Raw genomic sequence first — 15,187 nt, 5'->3', positions numbered from 1 at the left:
GATCCATGGCTTCCACCAACGTAGTCGGCATCCTGGGCGGCATGGGCCCTGCAGCAGGAGCCGACTTCGTCCGGCTGTTCGTGCAGGCCTGCGCCCAGCAGATGCGGGCGCGCGGGGAGCCGGTGCGGGACCAGTCCTTTCCGGAGCATTGGCTCGCGCAGGTGCCGGTGCCCGACCGAACCGACGCACTGGGCTCGGCGGAGACCGGCGCGCACCAGCCGCTCGAGCCGATGCTGCAGGCAATGGGGCGTCTTGCCGCGCTGGGCAGCCAGGCGGTGGCCATTGCCTGCAACACCGCGCATGCCTGGCATGCACGGCTGCAGGAACGTTTTCCTCACGTGGAACTGTTGCACATGGCACGCGAGGTGGCGCAGCATCTCGCTGGGCAGGGTGCGGGCAATGTGGCCTTGATGGCGACCGAAGGCACCTACCGCGTCCGTCTCTACGAGCAGGCGCTGGCCGAGGCGGGGCTCGATTGCCATGTGCCGCTGGCGGAAGAACGCCGCATCATCACGCGCGGCATCTTCGACGGCGTGAAGGCCGGGAACATGCGGCTCGCCGAAGCGTGTTTTTCTGAAGTGGCGCTGCGGCTCTCGGAACGCCACGGGCCGGTCACCATCATCATGGGATGCACCGAGGTGCCGCTCGGGCTGCAAGGGTCGGCCGCGGTGGCCGGGCTCAACCTTGTCGATCCGGCGCAGGTGCTGGCCGCTGCATTGGCGCGCCGCGCTTATCGCGACTGAAGACTTTAGGTCACACAGCAACCCTGTCGACATACAGGCCGGTCGAATACGGACGGGGCTGAATTCGCCTACATTGCGGCGTGCGTTTTCACGCATGCCCTCTTGTCCGACGATTCAACTGGAGCCCTTCCCATGTCCCTTCGCGACGACAGCCGTTCCGATTTCGATTCGCTTCGCCCCGGCGAGAGCACAGAGCAGGGCGCCACGCGCCGCACCGCACTCAAGGCCGCCATCGGTGTGGGCTACGCGGCGGCCGTCATGCCGGTCATGGCGCAGACCGCCATCAGTACCTCGGCCGAGGGCCTGAAGGCCGGCCCGATCAAGTACACCGTCAACGGCTTCGAGGTGCCCGCCTATGCGGCCGCGCCGGCCGGCAAGACGGGCCTGCCGGTGATCCTGGTGATCCAGGAGATCTTCGGCGTGCATGAATACATCGCCGACACCTGCCGTCGCTTTGCCCAACTCGGCTACCTGGCCATTGCGCCCGAACTCTATGCGCGCCAGGGCGATCCGCGCGGCTACACCGACATTCCCAAGCTGCAGGCCGACATCGTGAGCAAGGTGCCCGATGCCCAGGTACTGGCCGATCTCGACGGCGCCCTGGCCTATGCCAAGGCCAACGGCGGCGACACGAGCAAGACCGGCATCACCGGCTTCTGCTGGGGTGGCCGCTTCGTCTGGCTCTATGCAGCCACGGGCAAGGTCAAGGCCGGCGTGGCCTGGTACGGCCGCCTGGTCGGGCAGCCGAGCGAACTTTCGCCGAAGCACCCCATCGATGTCGCGGCCAACCTGCAGGCGCCCGTGCTCGGTTTGTACGGCGGAAAGGACCAGGGCATCCCCCTTGACACGGTTGATAAGATGAAAGCAGCGTTGGCAAATGGAACCCCGGCTGCCAAGGCTTCGAGCTTCGTCGTGTATCCCGAAGCAGGCCATGCGTTCCATGCCGACTACCGCCCGAGCTATGTGAAGAGCGCGGCCGATGACGGATGGCAGCGCGCCACGGCCTGGTTCAAAGCCAATGGCGTCGTCTGACGACGGCCTGTAGCCACCCACCGCCGAAGGCCGTCCTCGTGACGGCCTTTCTCTTTTTATGAACGGTATCGGGCCCAGATGCCCATCGACATTGCAGCTATGAATTTGATAGTGATCATCGTGGCGACCCTGGTTGCCGGCATCGGAAGTGTCTGGCTTGCCGCCTTGCTGTTGCGCGTGGGCGTGCGCAGCGGATCGGGCGGCGTGAATTCGCAGCACCTGCTGAGCCTGGCCGCGGGGGCGCTGCTGGCGACCGCGTTCATGCACCTTCTGCCCGAAGCCTTCGAAAGCCGCATCCAGCCCGCGATGCTGTTCGGCGTGCTGCTGTTCGGCCTGGTGTTCTTTTTCCTGCTCGACAAGGCGGAGCTCTGGCACCACGGCCACGAGCATCACTATGGCGACACCGTGCCGGGTCCGATCGGCCACAGGGCGGAGGAGCATGCGCATGGCCACGACCATGACCACGATCACGGCCATGCCCACGCTCATGCGCACGGCCATGCACCGCGTGCGGGCGGCTGGGCCGTGCTGACCGGCGACAGCGTGCACTGCTTCGGCGACGGCATCCTGATCGCTTCGGCTTTCATCGCGGACATCCGCCTCGGCCTGGTGGCGGCCATTGCCGTGCTTGCGCACGAGGTTCCGCACCACATCGGAGACCTGGTCGTGCTGCGCCAGAGTTCAGTGAACCAGCGCGCGGCGCTGGTCAAGGTGTCGCTCGCCGGCACCATGACCATGCTCGGCGGCATCGTGGGATGGTGGCTGGTCGACCAACTGCACGGCCTGTTGCCGTATTTCCTGGTGCTTGCCAGCAGCAGCTTCGTCTATGTTGCGCTGGCCGACCTGATTCCCCAATTGCAAAAGCGCCTGCCCGCGCGGCAGACCGCGGCGCAGATTGCCTGGCTGGTGGTGGGCATTGCGCTCGTCACGCTCGTGAGCCGGCTCTCGCACGGCGAGCACGGGCATGGCGAGCACGGCCACGACGAGGGCCATGGGGAGCACGGCCACGTCCACAAGGATTGACGGCAGGGCCGGCAAACCCCGGGGCGGCGCCGGACGAGAAACTTTCCGACACCGACGCTGCGCTTCAAGTGAAGCCAAATGGCCGAAACAGGCGCACTATAGGGGGCCGTTCAGTATTCAGCCCGAGGAGCCGATCATGATCAACGTCGACGCCACCGCGCGTTCCGCCTCGTCGTCCGACGAAGACGACGACAACACGCCAGCCGACGATTTCGAGGAAACCGACAGCGAAATCTCCGACGACCTGTCGGAGGAAACGGGCATCGACCTCACGGACGCCAGCGAACTCGATGCCGACAACGTCCCGGCCGACGAAGAGTTCGACCGAGTGGTGAACGCCCCGGACTGAGGAACGCTTCAGCGAACGCCGGCCGTACGTGCCACCAGGCTGCGAGCCGCAAACAGACGGTCTTGCCTTTCTCTTTCCTCAACCCACAGGTGCCGCCGCACGCAGGCGCTGCGGAGCGAGCATCTCGGCCGTGAGTCCGAAACCCGCGATGCGCTCCGGCAACGGCAGCCCGCGTGCGAGTGCCGCGCAGGCCTCGCCCATGGCCGCCGATGTCTGGATTCCGTAGCCGCCCTGCGCCGCGAGCCAGAAGAAGCCGGGCGCCTCGGGCTCGAAGCCGCCCACCAGGTCGCCGTCGGCCACGAAGGAACGCAAGCCGGCCCAGGCGCGGGTCGGGCGGCGGATCGTGAGCGTGGTGGCCTCCTCGATGCGGTGGATGGCGAAGGCGATGTCCAGTTCTTCGGGTTGCACGTCCTGCGGCTCGACCGGATCGGCATTGGCCGGCGAACCGAGCAGCATGCCGGCATCGGGCTTGATGTACCAGCCTTCATCGGCGCTGAACACCATCGGCCAGTGCGCGACGTTGCTGCCCTCAGGCGGCGCGAAGATGAAGGCCGAGCGCCGGCGCGGCTCGATGCCGATGGGCCGCACCCCCGCCAGCTGCGCGATGGTGTCGACCCATGCGCCCGCCGCGTTGATCACCACCGGCGCTTCGTACACCGCGCCGCCGGCCGTCACGCGCCAGAGCTTGCCGACGCGTTCGAGCGCCGTCACATCGGCGTCGCACACCAGCTTGCCGCCGGCCTGACGCATGCCGCGCAAATAGCCCTGGTGAATGGCGTGCACGTCCATGTCGGACGCATCGGGCTCGTAGACGCCGCCCGCCGTGTGCTCGGGCCGCAGCGCCGGCACCATATCGAGCGCCTCTTCGCTGCTGAGGCGCTTCGCGCCGGTGTTCATGGCGCGCAGCACGTCCCAGTGGGCTTCGAGTTCGGCCACATGGTCGGCGCCCGCCACCATCAAGGCGCCGCGCGGGGTGAGCAGCGGGTGCTCGGCAAAGCCTTCGGGCGGATGTTCGAGAAAGGCGCGGCTCGCCATGGTGAGGGCGCGTACCTGCGCCGTGCCATAGCTTTCCATGAAGAGCGCGGCCGAGCGGCCGGTGGAGTGATACCCCGGCTGGGCTTCGCGTTCGAGCAGGATCACGCGGGCATGCGGCGCAAGCCAGTAGGCCACCGAGGCTCCGGCAATGCCGCCGCCGATCACGAGGTAGTCGGCCGCAACGGGCGCTGGTGTGTTGGAAGTCATGGGTGAAAAGTGTAGGTAGAAATTTGCGTATACGCAAATTTAATCGTTTTCACCAGAATGAAGAATGATGCACCGTCCCGGTGAAAATCGCGTTCACGCAATTTGCGGATACGCAATTTCCGTGCGAGCGGTACGGAGATTCAGGGGGCAAGGCATGCCGCCCGGCTGGCAGAATCGCGTTGCACTACAAGAGAGAGTCAAGCGTGAATCCACACACGGGGGCCAAGCCGGGCACCAAGCCGGCGACCAGGCCGAAGGGCGAGCAACCCACGCTGGACCGCACCACGTTCGGCCACCGCCTGCGCAGCGCGCGCAAACGTTTCGGCTGGACGCTGGCGCAGCTGGCCGAGCGCTCTGGCGTGTCGATCACCACCATCTCGCGCGCGGAGCGCGGCCAGCTTGCGCTCGGCTACGAGAACTTCACCGCGCTCGGCCGCGCGTTGGAAATGGACATGAACGCGATGTTCGCGGGCGCCGGCATCAAGCCCGCGCAGCTCGCCGGGCCGGTCGTCACCCGCGCGGGCAAGGGCGTGGTGTACCGCGGCCTGTCGATCGCCTACGAGTTCCTGGGCACCACGGCAGCCGGCAAGCAGATGAGCCCGATCGTCGGCACCGTGCATGCGCGCCGCATCCACGGCCCCGAAGACTTCGTGCGGCACGCGGGCGAGGAGTTCGCCTATGTGCTCTCGGGCGAGATCGAAGTGCACTTCGACAACGGCAAGGTCGTGCGCCTTGCGCGCGGCGACTCGCTGTACTTCGACAGCCGCATCGGCCACGCCTATGTGAGCGTCAGCCGGCAGCTTGCAAAGATCGTGGGCATGACGACGGCGGAAAGCGGGCACATGAAATCGGCGCGCGAGGCGCCTGCATCCGGGCCGGTCGGCAAGGTGTCGTCCAAAGCCGAGTCCAACAAAGCCAAGTCCAAGCCGGCAGTCGCAACAAAGAAAGCCGCGCGAGGCCGCGGAGCCTGACGCTTCGCCGCGCTGGCCGCTCTCTCTCAGGGCTGTTCCTTGGAAGGTTCGCCAGGGCGCCCGGGTGGGCGGCGATGAGTTGCCGCAGCGGCTGCAGCGGCGGCCGCGTGCTGTTGGGCCTGTTGCTGGTGAATCTGCTGTTGTTGCTGCTGCTGTTGGCGTTGCTGGTGCTGTTGCTGCATCGCCTGCTGTTGCTGTTGCTGACGCGCCGCCTGCGCCTGTTGCTGCTGCTGGCGCATCTGCTCTTGCTGCTGTTGCTGCCGGGCCTGTTGCTGTGCCTGCTGGCGTTGCACGTGTTGCTGTTGAGCCTGCTGCTGCTGAAGCACACGGGCCTGCTGCTGCGTTTGTTGTTGTTGCAGCATCTGCTGGCGCCGTGATTGCTCCTGCTGCGCCGAAGACCTCTGTTGCTGGGACTGCTGCGCTGCGCGCTGCTGCTGCTGTTGTTGAGCTTGCAGGCTGGCTGCGCGTGCCTCTTGCTGGCCCCGCTGGTCCTGCTGCCGTCGTGCCTGTTCTTGCTGTTGTTGCTGTTGCTGAAGCACGGCCTGTGGCGGCGGCTGAGGGGTGTTGCGCGGCTGGTGCCGCTCCTGTCGTTGCGCCTGTTGCGCTTGCTGGCGCTGCAACCGGTCTTGCTGCTGTTGCTGCTGAAGGCGCGCTTGTCGCTCCTGCTGTTCTTGCTGGCGCCGGCGTGCTTGCAGCTGCTGGGCCTGTTGTCCGGCTTCTTGCTGCTCCTGCTGCTGCCGCATGAAGGCTTGCTGCTGCCGTGCCTGCTGCTGTTGCTGTTGCTGTTGCTGCGCCAGCTGGGCGTTCTGTTGTTGAGCCACGCCCGGAGCGGGACCTCCCGCGAAACTGGACGCGGGAGCGCCGGGCGGCATGCTGCGCGGTGCGTTGTTGTTGTAGACGTTGCGCACGTTGTTGACCACGGTGGTCGAGCGCGAAATGTAGGTGCTGTTGTTGTAGACCACCGCGGGCCGGGCGTAGGCCGGCTGCGCCGCGCGGTCGCGATCCCGATAGCGCGGTGCGCCCCAGTTCATGTCCCATGAGCGCCATCCCCAGTCGTGGCGTTCGAGCGCGGCGCCCACGACCACGCCGAGCCCGAAGGTGAATGCACCGGCCGCCGCCATCTGGCCGCGGCTGTAGCCAGGGGCAGCTTCGACGGGTGGCGCGTACCCATAGCCGGGGTACACGGGTACGGGCTCGCCGTAGATGCGCTGCGGGTCGTAGCTCGGCACGTACACCACGTCGGGCTGCGCGGGCTCGATGGTGATGAGCTGCGGAGGCGGCTCGATCACAGTGGGGCCCGCGTAGACGGGTTGCATGTCCGGCGCCGGCGTGTAGTTCCGCGGCGTCGCGGCACTGGCGATGCGCAGCTTGTCGTTGTTCTTGAGCCGGCCCGCCGCCGATGCGCGCTGGCGCATGACCTGGATGGCGTTCATCACATCGGCCGGATCGTTGTAGTAGGCCTGGCCGAGTGCCTCGGTCCACGCGATGTTGCCGGCCATCTGGTCCAGCACCGGGCGGAACGCGGTGAGCGACTTGACGCTCGGATCCCAGGGCTGCTGGTTGGCCGCATCGGCGAGTGCGCCGCCCTTGAGCGCTGCGTTCTGTGCCCGCCAGTCGTGTGCGGCGGTGATCTGGTCGGGATAGGTGGAGCCGGCCAGCACCTGCGCCACGAGCTTGTCGGGATACAGCGCGATGGGCGCGACGAGCTGGTAGAGCTGATCGGCCGAGGGGGGTGTGTAGGCCGCGGGCGCTGGAGCAGCCGGCGCCGGCGCAGGGACAGGCGCGGTAGCCGCTGGAGGTGCAGCGGGTGCTGGCGCCGGTGCCGAAGGCGTGTCGTTTGTCTTGTTGCAGCCGGCGACGGCGAGCGCGCCGATGCACAGCGAGATCGTCAGGAGCCGCGCGACCGGCGTGCGGCGCAATGGTGTTGTCATCTGGAGTTCCTGTGGGCGCAGACGCCGCGCCCTCGAAACTCTTCAACGGCGCGCGATCCGTGTCGACGACGCCAGCGTGCATCGCCGATGAAACGGTCTGTGTCGGTGTTGCGCCGCCTGTGCCGTCGGCGCAGAACCAAAGGCCCCAGGAGTCTTACTTCGCGCCGCCGGCGTACTTCGTGACGCTCGTCGCGTTCACGTGGTAGCCGCTCACGCCCATCATCGAGTCGTTGCGCATCGTTTGCAGCTTGCCGGTGACCCACACGGTGTCCATGGCGCGGAACTTGGCGCCCTTGGGCGACACCACGTGCAGGATCTGGTTGGCCGGCGGTGGTGGCGTGTGGATGCAGGCGCCGAAGTAAGGCACGAGCAGGAACTCGGTCACTTCGCCCTTGGCTTCCTCGAGCGGCACGATGAAGCCCGGAATCTTGATTTCGGCGCCGTTCATCGCGGGATTGGTCGGTGCGTTGTTCGACACCTCCTGCATCTTCATGAGCAGCTCGTTGGCACGCGGGTCGCCATCGTTGAGCGCGCTCAGATCCATGCCCTTGAACTCCTTGGCCGGATCCCAGTCCTTGGGCACCAGTTCTTCCCAGGTGATCTGGCGCGGCTGGCCTGGTGTGCCCTTGGCGGCCGCAGCAGGTGCGGCTTTGCCGCCGAGCGGGTTCGATGCGGTCGTGTCCTTGGGCGCGGGGTCGGCGGCCCATGTGACGGCTGCGAGGCCGGCGCCGGCGAGCAGCATCGAAAGCCGCGTGAAAGCTTGGAGCGTGGAGGTCTTCTTGGCGATGCGCATGATTTCAAATCCTCGGTGAGAGGCCGTCGGCCAATGAGAGCCGATAGGCACGAATGCCGGGCAGCAGGCTTGCGAGCCAGCCCGCCGCCAGCAGGCTCGCCATCAGCAGCCATTCGTTCAGTGTAGGTTCCGAAAGGCTCAATGTCAGCCCGAACTGCGACTGCAGCCATGGCGCGAGAAGGGCAATGCCGAGCACCGCCATGACCACGCCCAGGGCCACGCCCAGCACGGTGACCATGGCGCCCTCGAGAGCGAGCAGCGCCAGCACATGCCGCAAGCCGGCGCCCACGGCGCGCAGCACGGCCAACTCGCGCCGCCTTTCGTTCAGGCCCGCCATCACCACCGAGACAAGGCCCGCAAGGCTCACCAGCGCAACCAGTGCCGACATCAGCAGCAACGCGTTCTCGCCGATGCCGATCACGCTCCACAGTTCGTCGAGCGCCACGCCGGGCAGGATGGCCATCAGCGGTTCGCCGTTGTAGGTGGAAATCCAGCGCTGCACGCCGAACACGGCCGAGCGGTTTTTCAGGCCCACCAGCGCGGCCGTCACGTTCTTGGGCGTGAGATCGAACTTGCGCACCTGCTCGGCCGGAATCTTGACGCCGGGCATCGGTGCGCCGCCCACCCATTCGAGGTGGATCGCCTCCATCGCCTCGAGCCCGATGTGCACCGTGCGGTCGACCGGCGTGCCGGTCCGCGCGAGCACGCCGACCACCGTGAAGGGCTTGTCGGCGTGCTCGGCCGTGTTGAGTTCGCCGCTGCCATGGGCCAGCGTGATCTTCCGGCCGACGTGATAGCCGAGCTTGTCGGCGATCTCGGCGCCCACCACCGCGTCGAACAGTTCACTGAAGGGCTTGCCTTCGCGTAGCGCGAGCGGCTGCCGGTTGCCGTAGCGAAAGCGCGTGAAGTACTCGGGCGAAGTGGCCAGCACCGCGAAGCCGCGGTGCGAATCGCCGAGCGAGAGCGGCACCACCCAGTCGACGCCGGGGTGCGCGGACAGCGCCTGCACGCTCTTCCACGAGATGTTGTTGGTGGCCGCGCCGATGCGGAACACCGAATACAGCAGCAGCTGCGTGGAGCCCGTGCGCGCCCCCACGATCAGGTCGGTGCCAGAGACCGATGACGCGAAGTTCTCGCGCAGCTCGGTGCGGATGCGTTCGACGCCGAGCAAGAGAAATGTCGACAGCGCGATCGAGAACACCGTGAGCGCCAGCGTGAAGCGCCGGTTCCAGGCGCTGCGCCAGGCAATGGAAAAAAGCGCACTCATCGGCGTACCTTCATGCGTCCACCGCCATTGCCGTCGTCGCGGCGCGATTGATGTCGGGCAGCAGCACGTGCCGTGCAAAGCGCTGCGCAATGCGCTGGTCGTGGCTCACGAACACCAGCGCGCTCTGGTTCGTTGCGCACGCGGTCAGCAACACATCGAGAAAGGCCTCGCGCCGGTCTTCGTCGAGCGCGGAGGTGGGCTCGTCGGCAATCACCACCTCGGGCTGGCCGATGAGTGCGCGCGCCGCCGCGACGCGCTGCTGCTGGCCGACCGAGAGCTGCATGGCCTGGCGTTTCCACAGGTTGCGGTCGAGGCCCATCTGGTCGAGCAGGTGCTCGGCTTCATTGCGCGAGCTGCCGCCTTCATCGCGCGAGCTGCCGCTGCGGGCAGCCTGCGCTTCGCGCCGCTGCGAGAAGCGGCAGGGCAGCAGCACGTTGTCGAGCACGCTCAGGTAAGGCAGCAAATTGAACTGCTGAAAGATGTAGCCCACGTGCGCGACGCGGCAGCGGTCGCGTGCAGCGCCGGAAAGCTGCGACCAGTCGTGCCCCAGCAGCGTGACGCGGCCTTCGTCGGCCACCAGCACGCCGGCCAGCAGGGACAGCAGCGTGCTCTTGCCGCAACCGCTCGGCCCGTGCAGGAACACCAGCTCGCCGGCCGTGATGCGAAAGGCCTCGATGTCGATGCAGGGTGTCTTCATGCCGGGCCACGCAAAGCGCAGCGCTTCGGCGGCGAGCACGACGCGCAGCGGCGCCGACTCGGCCTGGGGAGCGGTGCTCACAGTGTCACTTGCCCCAGCCGAGGCGCACGGGCTGTGCGGCCTGGGCAGCGGCCGGGCGCTTGAGCTGGCGCTTGAACTGGCCTTGTGCCGAAGCGATCTGCGAATCGATCTGGCGCGTGCCCTTGAACGCGGCGAACAGGTTCACGTCGATGAACCTTGCCGCGGCCGCGTTCGTGCAATTGAAGGAGAAGGTGGCGTCGAGGTCCGCATGTCCCGCAGGCTCGTTCGGGTCGAGGTTGCCGAGGCCCAGGGCGCTGGAGCGCAGGTCGACGGGGCCGAGCTTGCAGTTGGCGGCAGGGTCGATGACAAAGAGCTTGTCGGCTGCGCGCAACTGGGCGATGGCGTCTTCAGCCGTCTTTTTTTCCGCAGCGGTCTTGGGCGCGCGTTCGAAGCCGACGATGTTGTCGAGCGGCGACTCCATGTCGATCACGACCGTCGGGCCGTCGATGGCCACATCGAGCTTGAGCTGGCCGTGCACATGCGCGTGCTGCTGCTGGGCGTGCGCGGAAAGTGAAAGAAAGGGCGCTGCGAGCAGTGCCGCGGCGAACAGGGCCGAGGCAGATGCGAGGCCGGATGAAATGCGTCGTCGAAGTCGGATCTGTTTCATGGTTCTGCGCCTTGCCGGGTCGGCAGCCCCGGCGTGTTGCTCCATTCGCTCCAGCTGCCGGCATAGAGCGCGGTCGTCCCCAGCCCCGCGATCTGCATCGCAAGCAGGTTGGGCACAGCGCTCACGCCGCTGCCGCATTGGTGGACGACCGTCGCCGGATCGCGTCCCGCGAGCAACGCTTCGAACTCGGCACGCAATTGCGGTGCCGGCTTGAACTTGCCGTCGGGGCCGAGGTTTTCGGCGAAGGGCCGGTTCAGAGCCCCGGGGATGTGACCCGCGATCGGGTCCAGAGGTTCCACCTCGCCGCGATATCGTGCACCGGCCCGTGCGTCGATCAGCTGCTGGTCAGGTTGGCCGAGCCGGCGCGCCACGGTGTCGGTGGTCACGAGCGCTGCAAGCGGCTCGCCCGGCACGAAGTTCGACTGGAAGCGCGCAGGCTCTTCGCGGCTCGTGACTTCGCCGCCCGCGGCTTGCCATGCTTGCAGGCCGCCGTCGAGCACGGCCACCGCGTCGTGTCCCATCCACTTGAGCATCCACCAGAGCCGCCCGCAATAGTTGGCGCCGTTGCGGTCGTACACCACGGCCTGCATGTCGTTGGAAAAACCGACGCTCGACAACCAGGCCGCGAACTTCTCGCGGCTCGGCAGCGGATGGCGTCCACCCGAGGCCGGCACGCCGTCTTCCTGGGCCACCACCACGTCGCCGTGCGCGCCGGGCATGCCATGCTTCGCACTGAGGTCGGTGTCGAGGTTCGCAAACGCGGCGCCCGGAATGTGGGCGACGGCATATTGCTGCGCGCCGGCTTCGGGCTTCATGAGGTCGAAGCTGCAGTCGAAAACCATTAGCGGCGTGCCGCCGGCTTGCAGCTGCTGGAGTTGTTCGACGCTGATGAGGGTGGTGTACATGGCGGGCTCCTTCGTTGTCGATGGGGTTCGATGCGGTTCAGTGTTCTTCGGCCGGCGCCTTGGGCACCGCCCGCTGGCGCAGCACCGTGGCCGCGATGCCGCTCACGATGATGAGCGCCATGCCGGCCCAGCCGGCGGCGTCGATGCGGTCGTCGAACAGCACCACGCTGTAGAACGCCGCGAAGACGATGCCGGAGTACTGCAGGTTGGCCACCACCAGCGTGCCGGCCTGGGTCTTGGCCGTGGCATAGGCGCGCGTCATGCAAAGCTGCCCGAGGGCCGCAAGCAGGCCGATCGGCAGCAGCCACAGCGCATGCTGCCACGTCCACGAATCTCCGCCCGAAAACCCGGTGGCGGCCGTGGCAAAAGCACCGGCCACGGCCGAGCCGACCGCGAAATAGAACACCGTGCGCAACTCGGGTTCGCCGATGCGCGACAGCGCCACCACCTGCATGTAGGCGAACGCGGCCGTAAGGCCCGACAGCAGGCCCAGCAGCCCGGCGAAACCCTGGCTCGCATCCACGCTGGGCTTGAGCATGAGCACCACGCCCACGAAGCCCGCGAGCACGGTCAGCGCGAGCGTGCCCTGCAGCGGCGGACGCTCGACGCGGCCATCGCGTCCGGGCACCGGCACCCAGGCCAGCAGCGCGCCGCCGACCAGGAAGGCCGCGATCCACACGCTGCTCATGTAGTTGAGCGTGACGGCCGTCGCCAGCGGCATGTGGGCGATGGCGTAGAACCAGGCGCCGAGCGACACCACGCCGATGGTGCTGCGCCAGGCGTGCATGCCCGGGTAGCGGGTGGCGAGCGGAACACCGCGGTTGCGCGCGAGCAGCCACAGGAACACGATGCCGATCAGCCCGCGGCCCAGCACCATCTCCCCGCTGTTGAACCAGGCCGAGGCCACCTTGACGACCACGCTCATGGTGGCGAACAAGAAGGCGCCGAGCACCATCCAGAGTGCTTGCACTACGGGCTCAGGCGTTGTTGTTCTGCATTGCGCTGCGGTACCACTCGTGGAACTGCTGCATGCCGTCTTCCATCGGGCTCTGGTAGGGGCCGCTCTCGTCGTCGCCGCGCAGCATCAGCGCGCGGCGGCCGGCGTCCATGCGCTCGGCAATCTCGTCGTCTTCCACGCAAGTTTCCATGTAGGCGGCCTGCTGGGCTTCGACGAATTCGCGCTCGAAGGCGACGATTTCCTCGGGGTAGAAGAACTCCACCATGTTGAGCGTCTTCGTGGGGCTGACCGGGTGCAGTGTCGACACCGTGAGCACGTGCGGATACCACTCGACCATCACGTGCGGGTAGTAGGTGAGCCAGATCGCGCCGTACTTCGGCGGCTTGCCCTCGCGGTACTTGAGCAGCTGCTCCTGCCACTTCTGGTAGATGGGGCTGCCCGCGCGGCCGAGCCGGTTGGCCACGCCCACGGTCTGCACCGAGTAGTTGCGGTTGAATTCCCAGCGCAGGTCGTCGCAGGTCACGAAGCTGCCGAGGCCGGGGTGGAACGGACCGACGTGGTAGTCCTCGAGGTAGACCTCGATGAAGGTCTTCCAGTTGTAGTTGCACTCGTGCAGCTCGACGCGGTCGAGTGCGTAACCCGTGAAGTCCAGATCGGCGCGCGGGCCGAGCTCGGCCATGTCGGCGGCGACGTCACGCCCGACGCCCTTCGGGCCGTTTGCGCCGCGCTCGAACAGCAGGCCGTTCCACTCGGTGAGCGGATAGTTGTGCAGGTTGAGGCACGGGTCCTGCTCGAAATGCGGCGCGCCGATCAGCGTGCCCGTGGTGCGCGGGTCGCTCGCGGCGTAGGTCCAGCGGTGCAGCGGGCAGACGATGTTGCCACCGGTCTGGTTGTCGAGCCGGCCACGGCCTTGCAGGATGAGCGCCTGCCGGTGGCGGCACACGTTGGAAATGAGCTCCACGCCCTTGGGCGTGTGCACCAGCGCCCGGCCCTGGTGCTCTTGCGGCAGCGTGTGGTAGTCGCCCGGCTCGGGCACGGCAAGGCGGTGGCCCACGTAGCGCGGACCTTGCGCAAACAGCGTTTGCATCTCGCGTGCGTAGAGCGACTCGTCGAAGTACGCGGAAACTGGAAGTTGGCTCGTGGCCTGCTGCAGTTGAAGACTTAAATCAGACATCGAGGACCTGACCAAGCTCCCCACAGGGAGAAAAAAGAAAAGACGGAAGGCGCCGTCAGGAGGGCGACGGCCCGAAGAGTTGTGCCGGGCTGGCCGGCAAGGGAAGCCGCGATTGTACCCAAGGGGCCATCGCGGTGCTCATTTGGTTCCCCGCCCTAAAATGCCCGATTTCATACTTGTTCTCTCGCATGCCCAAGGTCCCTTCCTCCGCCACGTCCAGCCCGGCAGCCATGCCCGATACGGGGCCGCTGCCGGCCAGCTATGAAGCCGGGCTCCAGGAGTTGGAACAATTGGTTGCAGAACTCGAATCGGGCCAGTTGCCGCTCGACCAGTTGCTTGGCAGCTATCAGCGCGGTGCCGCGTTGCTCGCTTTTTGCCGCGAGAAGCTCCAGGCGGTCGAAGACCAGATCAAGGTGCTGGACGCAGGCAGCCTCAAGCCCTGGACGGCCGAATGAGCGCGGCTGTGACGGCGGCGGTCGATTGGGACGCCGCGCGGCTGGCCGGCTGGAGCGAGCCGCACCTTGCGCGCGTCGAAGCGGCGCTTTCGCGCTGGGTCGGGGTCGATTCCCCCGTGCTGCTTGGCGACGCGATGCGCTACGCCGTGCTCGATGGCGGCAAGCGGCTGCGTCCTTTGCTGGTGCTGGCCGCGAGCGAAGCGGTGGGCGGCAACCCCGCCGCGGGGCTGCGCGCGGCCTGCGCCACCGAACTGATCCACGCCTACTCGCTGGTGCACGACGACTTGCCGAGCATGGACAACGACGTGCTGCGCCGTGGCAAACCCACCGTGCACGTGAAATTCGGCGAGGCCGATGCGCTGCTCGCCGGCGACGCCTTGCAGGCCCTGGCCTTCGAACTGCTGACGCCCGAGGGCGACGAGGTTCCCGCATCGACCCAGGCCACGCTGTGCCGGCTGCTTGCGCGCGCCGCGGGCAGCCAGGGCATGGCGGGCGGACAGGCGATCGATCTCGCCAGCGTGGGCCTGGCGCTCGACGAAGCGCAACTGCGCGAAATGCACCGCCTGAAGACCGGCGCGCTGCTGCAGGGCAGCGTCGAGATGGGCGCGGCCTGCGCGGGCGCCGTGGCGCCCGCCGCGCTGGCCGCCCTGCGCGACTACGGCGCCGCCATCGGATTGGCGTTCCAGGTGGTCGACGACATCCTCGATGTGACGGCCGATTCGCAGACTCTCGGCAAGACGGCCGGCAAGGACGCCGCCGCCGACAAACCCACCTATGTCTCTCTGTGGGGCCTCGACGGCGCGCGGGCACAGGCGAAACAGTTGCTTGCCGAATCGCTCGCGGCGCTGGAGCGCAGCGGCCTGCGCGACACCGCGGCACTGCGCGCGCTGGCCCACATGGTCGTCGACCGCGACCGATGAACAGTTGAACAGATGGACAAGAAGAACCACGACGCTCCC

16 protein-coding genes are annotated in these 15,187 nt (G+C 67.3%); 7 read left to right on the top strand and 9 right to left on the bottom strand.

The annotated features are described in order from the left end of the window. Nucleotides 1-5: 5 nt before the first annotated feature. From QFZ42_RS17345 to QFZ42_RS17330, 4 genes are all read left to right on the top strand, one after another. Nucleotides 6-743, top strand: a complete 738-nt coding sequence (locus tag QFZ42_RS17345; RefSeq protein ID WP_307702145.1) for an aspartate/glutamate racemase family protein — start codon at nt 6-8, stop codon at nt 741-743. A 132-nt stretch (nt 744-875) separates the two neighbouring features. Continuing rightward, nucleotides 876-1,775 carry a dienelactone hydrolase family protein gene (locus QFZ42_RS17340; RefSeq protein WP_307702144.1) on the top strand — a complete coding sequence of 300 codons (900 nt, stop codon included), beginning with the start codon at nt 876-878 and terminating at the stop codon, nt 1,773-1,775. Between the two features lie 99 nt (nt 1,776-1,874). After that, nucleotides 1,875-2,798: a ZIP family metal transporter gene (locus QFZ42_RS17335; RefSeq protein ID WP_307702143.1), complete on the top strand. Its 924-nt coding sequence runs from the start codon at nt 1,875-1,877 to the stop codon at nt 2,796-2,798. Nucleotides 2,799-2,934: 136 nt separating this feature from the next. Then, a complete protein-coding gene (locus tag QFZ42_RS17330) occupies nt 2,935-3,147 on the top strand; it encodes a hypothetical protein (protein ID WP_307654663.1) in 213 nt (70 codons plus the stop codon). A gap of 78 nt (nt 3,148-3,225) precedes the next feature. On the opposite strand, the gene QFZ42_RS17325 is transcribed toward QFZ42_RS17330, so the two are convergent. Next, nucleotides 3,226-4,389 carry an NAD(P)/FAD-dependent oxidoreductase gene (locus QFZ42_RS17325; RefSeq protein WP_307702142.1) on the bottom strand — a complete coding sequence of 388 codons (1,164 nt, stop codon included), beginning with the start codon at nt 4,387-4,389 and terminating at the stop codon, nt 3,226-3,228. Nucleotides 4,390-4,592: 203 nt separating this feature from the next. Here QFZ42_RS17325 and QFZ42_RS17320 point away from each other — a divergent pair, with 203 nt between their 5' ends. Next, nucleotides 4,593-5,360, top strand: a complete 768-nt coding sequence (locus QFZ42_RS17320) for a helix-turn-helix domain-containing protein (RefSeq protein WP_307702141.1) — start codon at nt 4,593-4,595, stop codon at nt 5,358-5,360. A 26-nt stretch (nt 5,361-5,386) separates the two neighbouring features. Here the strand turns inward: QFZ42_RS17320 and QFZ42_RS17315 are convergent, their stop codons facing one another. The 8 genes from QFZ42_RS17315 to QFZ42_RS17280 all read right to left on the bottom strand — a co-directional run bounded on the left by QFZ42_RS17315 (nt 5,387) and on the right by QFZ42_RS17280 (nt 13,773). Beyond that, a complete protein-coding gene (locus QFZ42_RS17315) occupies nt 5,387-7,291 on the bottom strand; it encodes a DUF3300 domain-containing protein (RefSeq protein ID WP_307702140.1) in 1,905 nt (634 codons plus the stop codon). A 154-nt stretch (nt 7,292-7,445) separates the two neighbouring features. Continuing rightward, nucleotides 7,446-8,084 (bottom strand): DUF3299 domain-containing protein, encoded by a 639-nt coding sequence (locus QFZ42_RS17310; RefSeq protein WP_307702139.1) that lies wholly within the window; start codon nt 8,082-8,084, stop codon nt 7,446-7,448. A gap of 4 nt (nt 8,085-8,088) precedes the next feature. Next, the gene (locus tag QFZ42_RS17305; RefSeq protein WP_307702138.1) at nt 8,089-9,351 is read right to left on the bottom strand and encodes an ABC transporter permease; all 1,263 of its coding nucleotides are present in this window, start codon (nt 9,349-9,351) and stop codon (nt 8,089-8,091) included. 10 nt (nt 9,352-9,361) lie between these two features. Then, on the bottom strand, nt 9,362-10,129 hold the full coding sequence (locus tag QFZ42_RS17300; protein WP_307702137.1) for an ABC transporter ATP-binding protein: 768 nt from the start codon (nt 10,127-10,129) through the stop codon (nt 9,362-9,364). Between the two features lie 4 nt (nt 10,130-10,133). Next, on the bottom strand, nt 10,134-10,736 hold the full coding sequence (locus tag QFZ42_RS17295) for a DUF2796 domain-containing protein (RefSeq protein ID WP_307702136.1): 603 nt from the start codon (nt 10,734-10,736) through the stop codon (nt 10,134-10,136). Next, a complete protein-coding gene (locus tag QFZ42_RS17290; RefSeq protein ID WP_307702135.1) occupies nt 10,733-11,641 on the bottom strand; it encodes a sulfurtransferase in 909 nt (302 codons plus the stop codon). Before QFZ42_RS17290 ends, QFZ42_RS17295 begins: the two co-directional genes overlap by 4 nt. Nucleotides 11,642-11,678: 37 nt before the next feature. Next, entirely contained in the window at nt 11,679-12,596 is a 918-nt protein-coding gene (locus tag QFZ42_RS17285) for a DMT family transporter (protein WP_307704260.1), read from the bottom strand. A gap of 22 nt (nt 12,597-12,618) precedes the next feature. After that, complete coding sequence (locus tag QFZ42_RS17280; protein ID WP_307702134.1) at nt 12,619-13,773, bottom strand: aromatic ring-hydroxylating oxygenase subunit alpha; 1,155 nt, start codon at nt 13,771-13,773, stop codon at nt 12,619-12,621. Nucleotides 13,774-13,961: 188 nt separating this feature from the next. Here QFZ42_RS17280 and xseB point away from each other — a divergent pair, with 188 nt between their 5' ends. Both xseB and QFZ42_RS17270 read left to right on the top strand, forming a co-directional pair. Further along, nucleotides 13,962-14,228, top strand: a complete 267-nt coding sequence (gene xseB, locus QFZ42_RS17275; protein WP_307702133.1) for an exodeoxyribonuclease VII small subunit — start codon at nt 13,962-13,964, stop codon at nt 14,226-14,228. After that, a complete protein-coding gene (locus QFZ42_RS17270; protein WP_307702132.1) occupies nt 14,225-15,148 on the top strand; it encodes a polyprenyl synthetase family protein in 924 nt (307 codons plus the stop codon). The genes xseB and QFZ42_RS17270 overlap by 4 nt, the downstream gene beginning before the upstream one ends. Nucleotides 15,149-15,187 lie beyond the last annotated feature (39 nt).

Source organism: Variovorax paradoxus (genome assembly GCF_030815855.1).
Taxonomy (GTDB): domain Bacteria; phylum Pseudomonadota; class Gammaproteobacteria; order Burkholderiales; family Burkholderiaceae_C; genus Variovorax; species Variovorax paradoxus_M.
Note: the sequence above shows the minus strand (reverse complement) of the source record. Positions and strands in the feature narration are given on the sequence as shown.

What these genes read in the sequence shown, in the direction of transcription:
- QFZ42_RS17335 (WP_307702143.1), top strand. Translation starts at nt 1,875, where the DNA reads ATGAATTTGATAGTGATCATCGTGGCGACCCTGGTTGCCGGCATCGGA.
- xseB (WP_307702133.1), top strand. Translation starts at nt 13,962, where the DNA reads ATGCCCAAGGTCCCTTCCTCCGCCACGTCCAGCCCGGCAGCCATGCCC.
- QFZ42_RS17340 (WP_307702144.1), top strand. Translation starts at nt 876, where the DNA reads ATGTCCCTTCGCGACGACAGCCGTTCCGATTTCGATTCGCTTCGCCCC.
- QFZ42_RS17290 (WP_307702135.1), bottom strand. Translation starts at nt 11,641, where the DNA reads ATGTACACCACCCTCATCAGCGTCGAACAACTCCAGCAGCTGCAAGCC.
- QFZ42_RS17305 (WP_307702138.1), bottom strand. Translation starts at nt 9,351, where the DNA reads ATGAGTGCGCTTTTTTCCATTGCCTGGCGCAGCGCCTGGAACCGGCGC.
- QFZ42_RS17315 (WP_307702140.1), bottom strand. Translation starts at nt 7,291, where the DNA reads ATGACAACACCATTGCGCCGCACGCCGGTCGCGCGGCTCCTGACGATC.
- QFZ42_RS17270 (WP_307702132.1), top strand. Translation starts at nt 14,225, where the DNA reads ATGAGCGCGGCTGTGACGGCGGCGGTCGATTGGGACGCCGCGCGGCTG.
- QFZ42_RS17330 (WP_307654663.1), top strand. Translation starts at nt 2,935, where the DNA reads ATGATCAACGTCGACGCCACCGCGCGTTCCGCCTCGTCGTCCGACGAA.
- QFZ42_RS17310 (WP_307702139.1), bottom strand. Translation starts at nt 8,084, where the DNA reads ATGCGCATCGCCAAGAAGACCTCCACGCTCCAAGCTTTCACGCGGCTT.
- QFZ42_RS17285 (WP_307704260.1), bottom strand. Translation starts at nt 12,596, where the DNA reads ATGGTGCTCGGCGCCTTCTTGTTCGCCACCATGAGCGTGGTCGTCAAG.
- QFZ42_RS17295 (WP_307702136.1), bottom strand. Translation starts at nt 10,736, where the DNA reads ATGAAACAGATCCGACTTCGACGACGCATTTCATCCGGCCTCGCATCT.
- QFZ42_RS17280 (WP_307702134.1), bottom strand. Translation starts at nt 13,773, where the DNA reads ATGTCTGATTTAAGTCTTCAACTGCAGCAGGCCACGAGCCAACTTCCA.
- QFZ42_RS17325 (WP_307702142.1), bottom strand. Translation starts at nt 4,389, where the DNA reads ATGACTTCCAACACACCAGCGCCCGTTGCGGCCGACTACCTCGTGATC.
- QFZ42_RS17345 (WP_307702145.1), top strand. Translation starts at nt 6, where the DNA reads ATGGCTTCCACCAACGTAGTCGGCATCCTGGGCGGCATGGGCCCTGCA.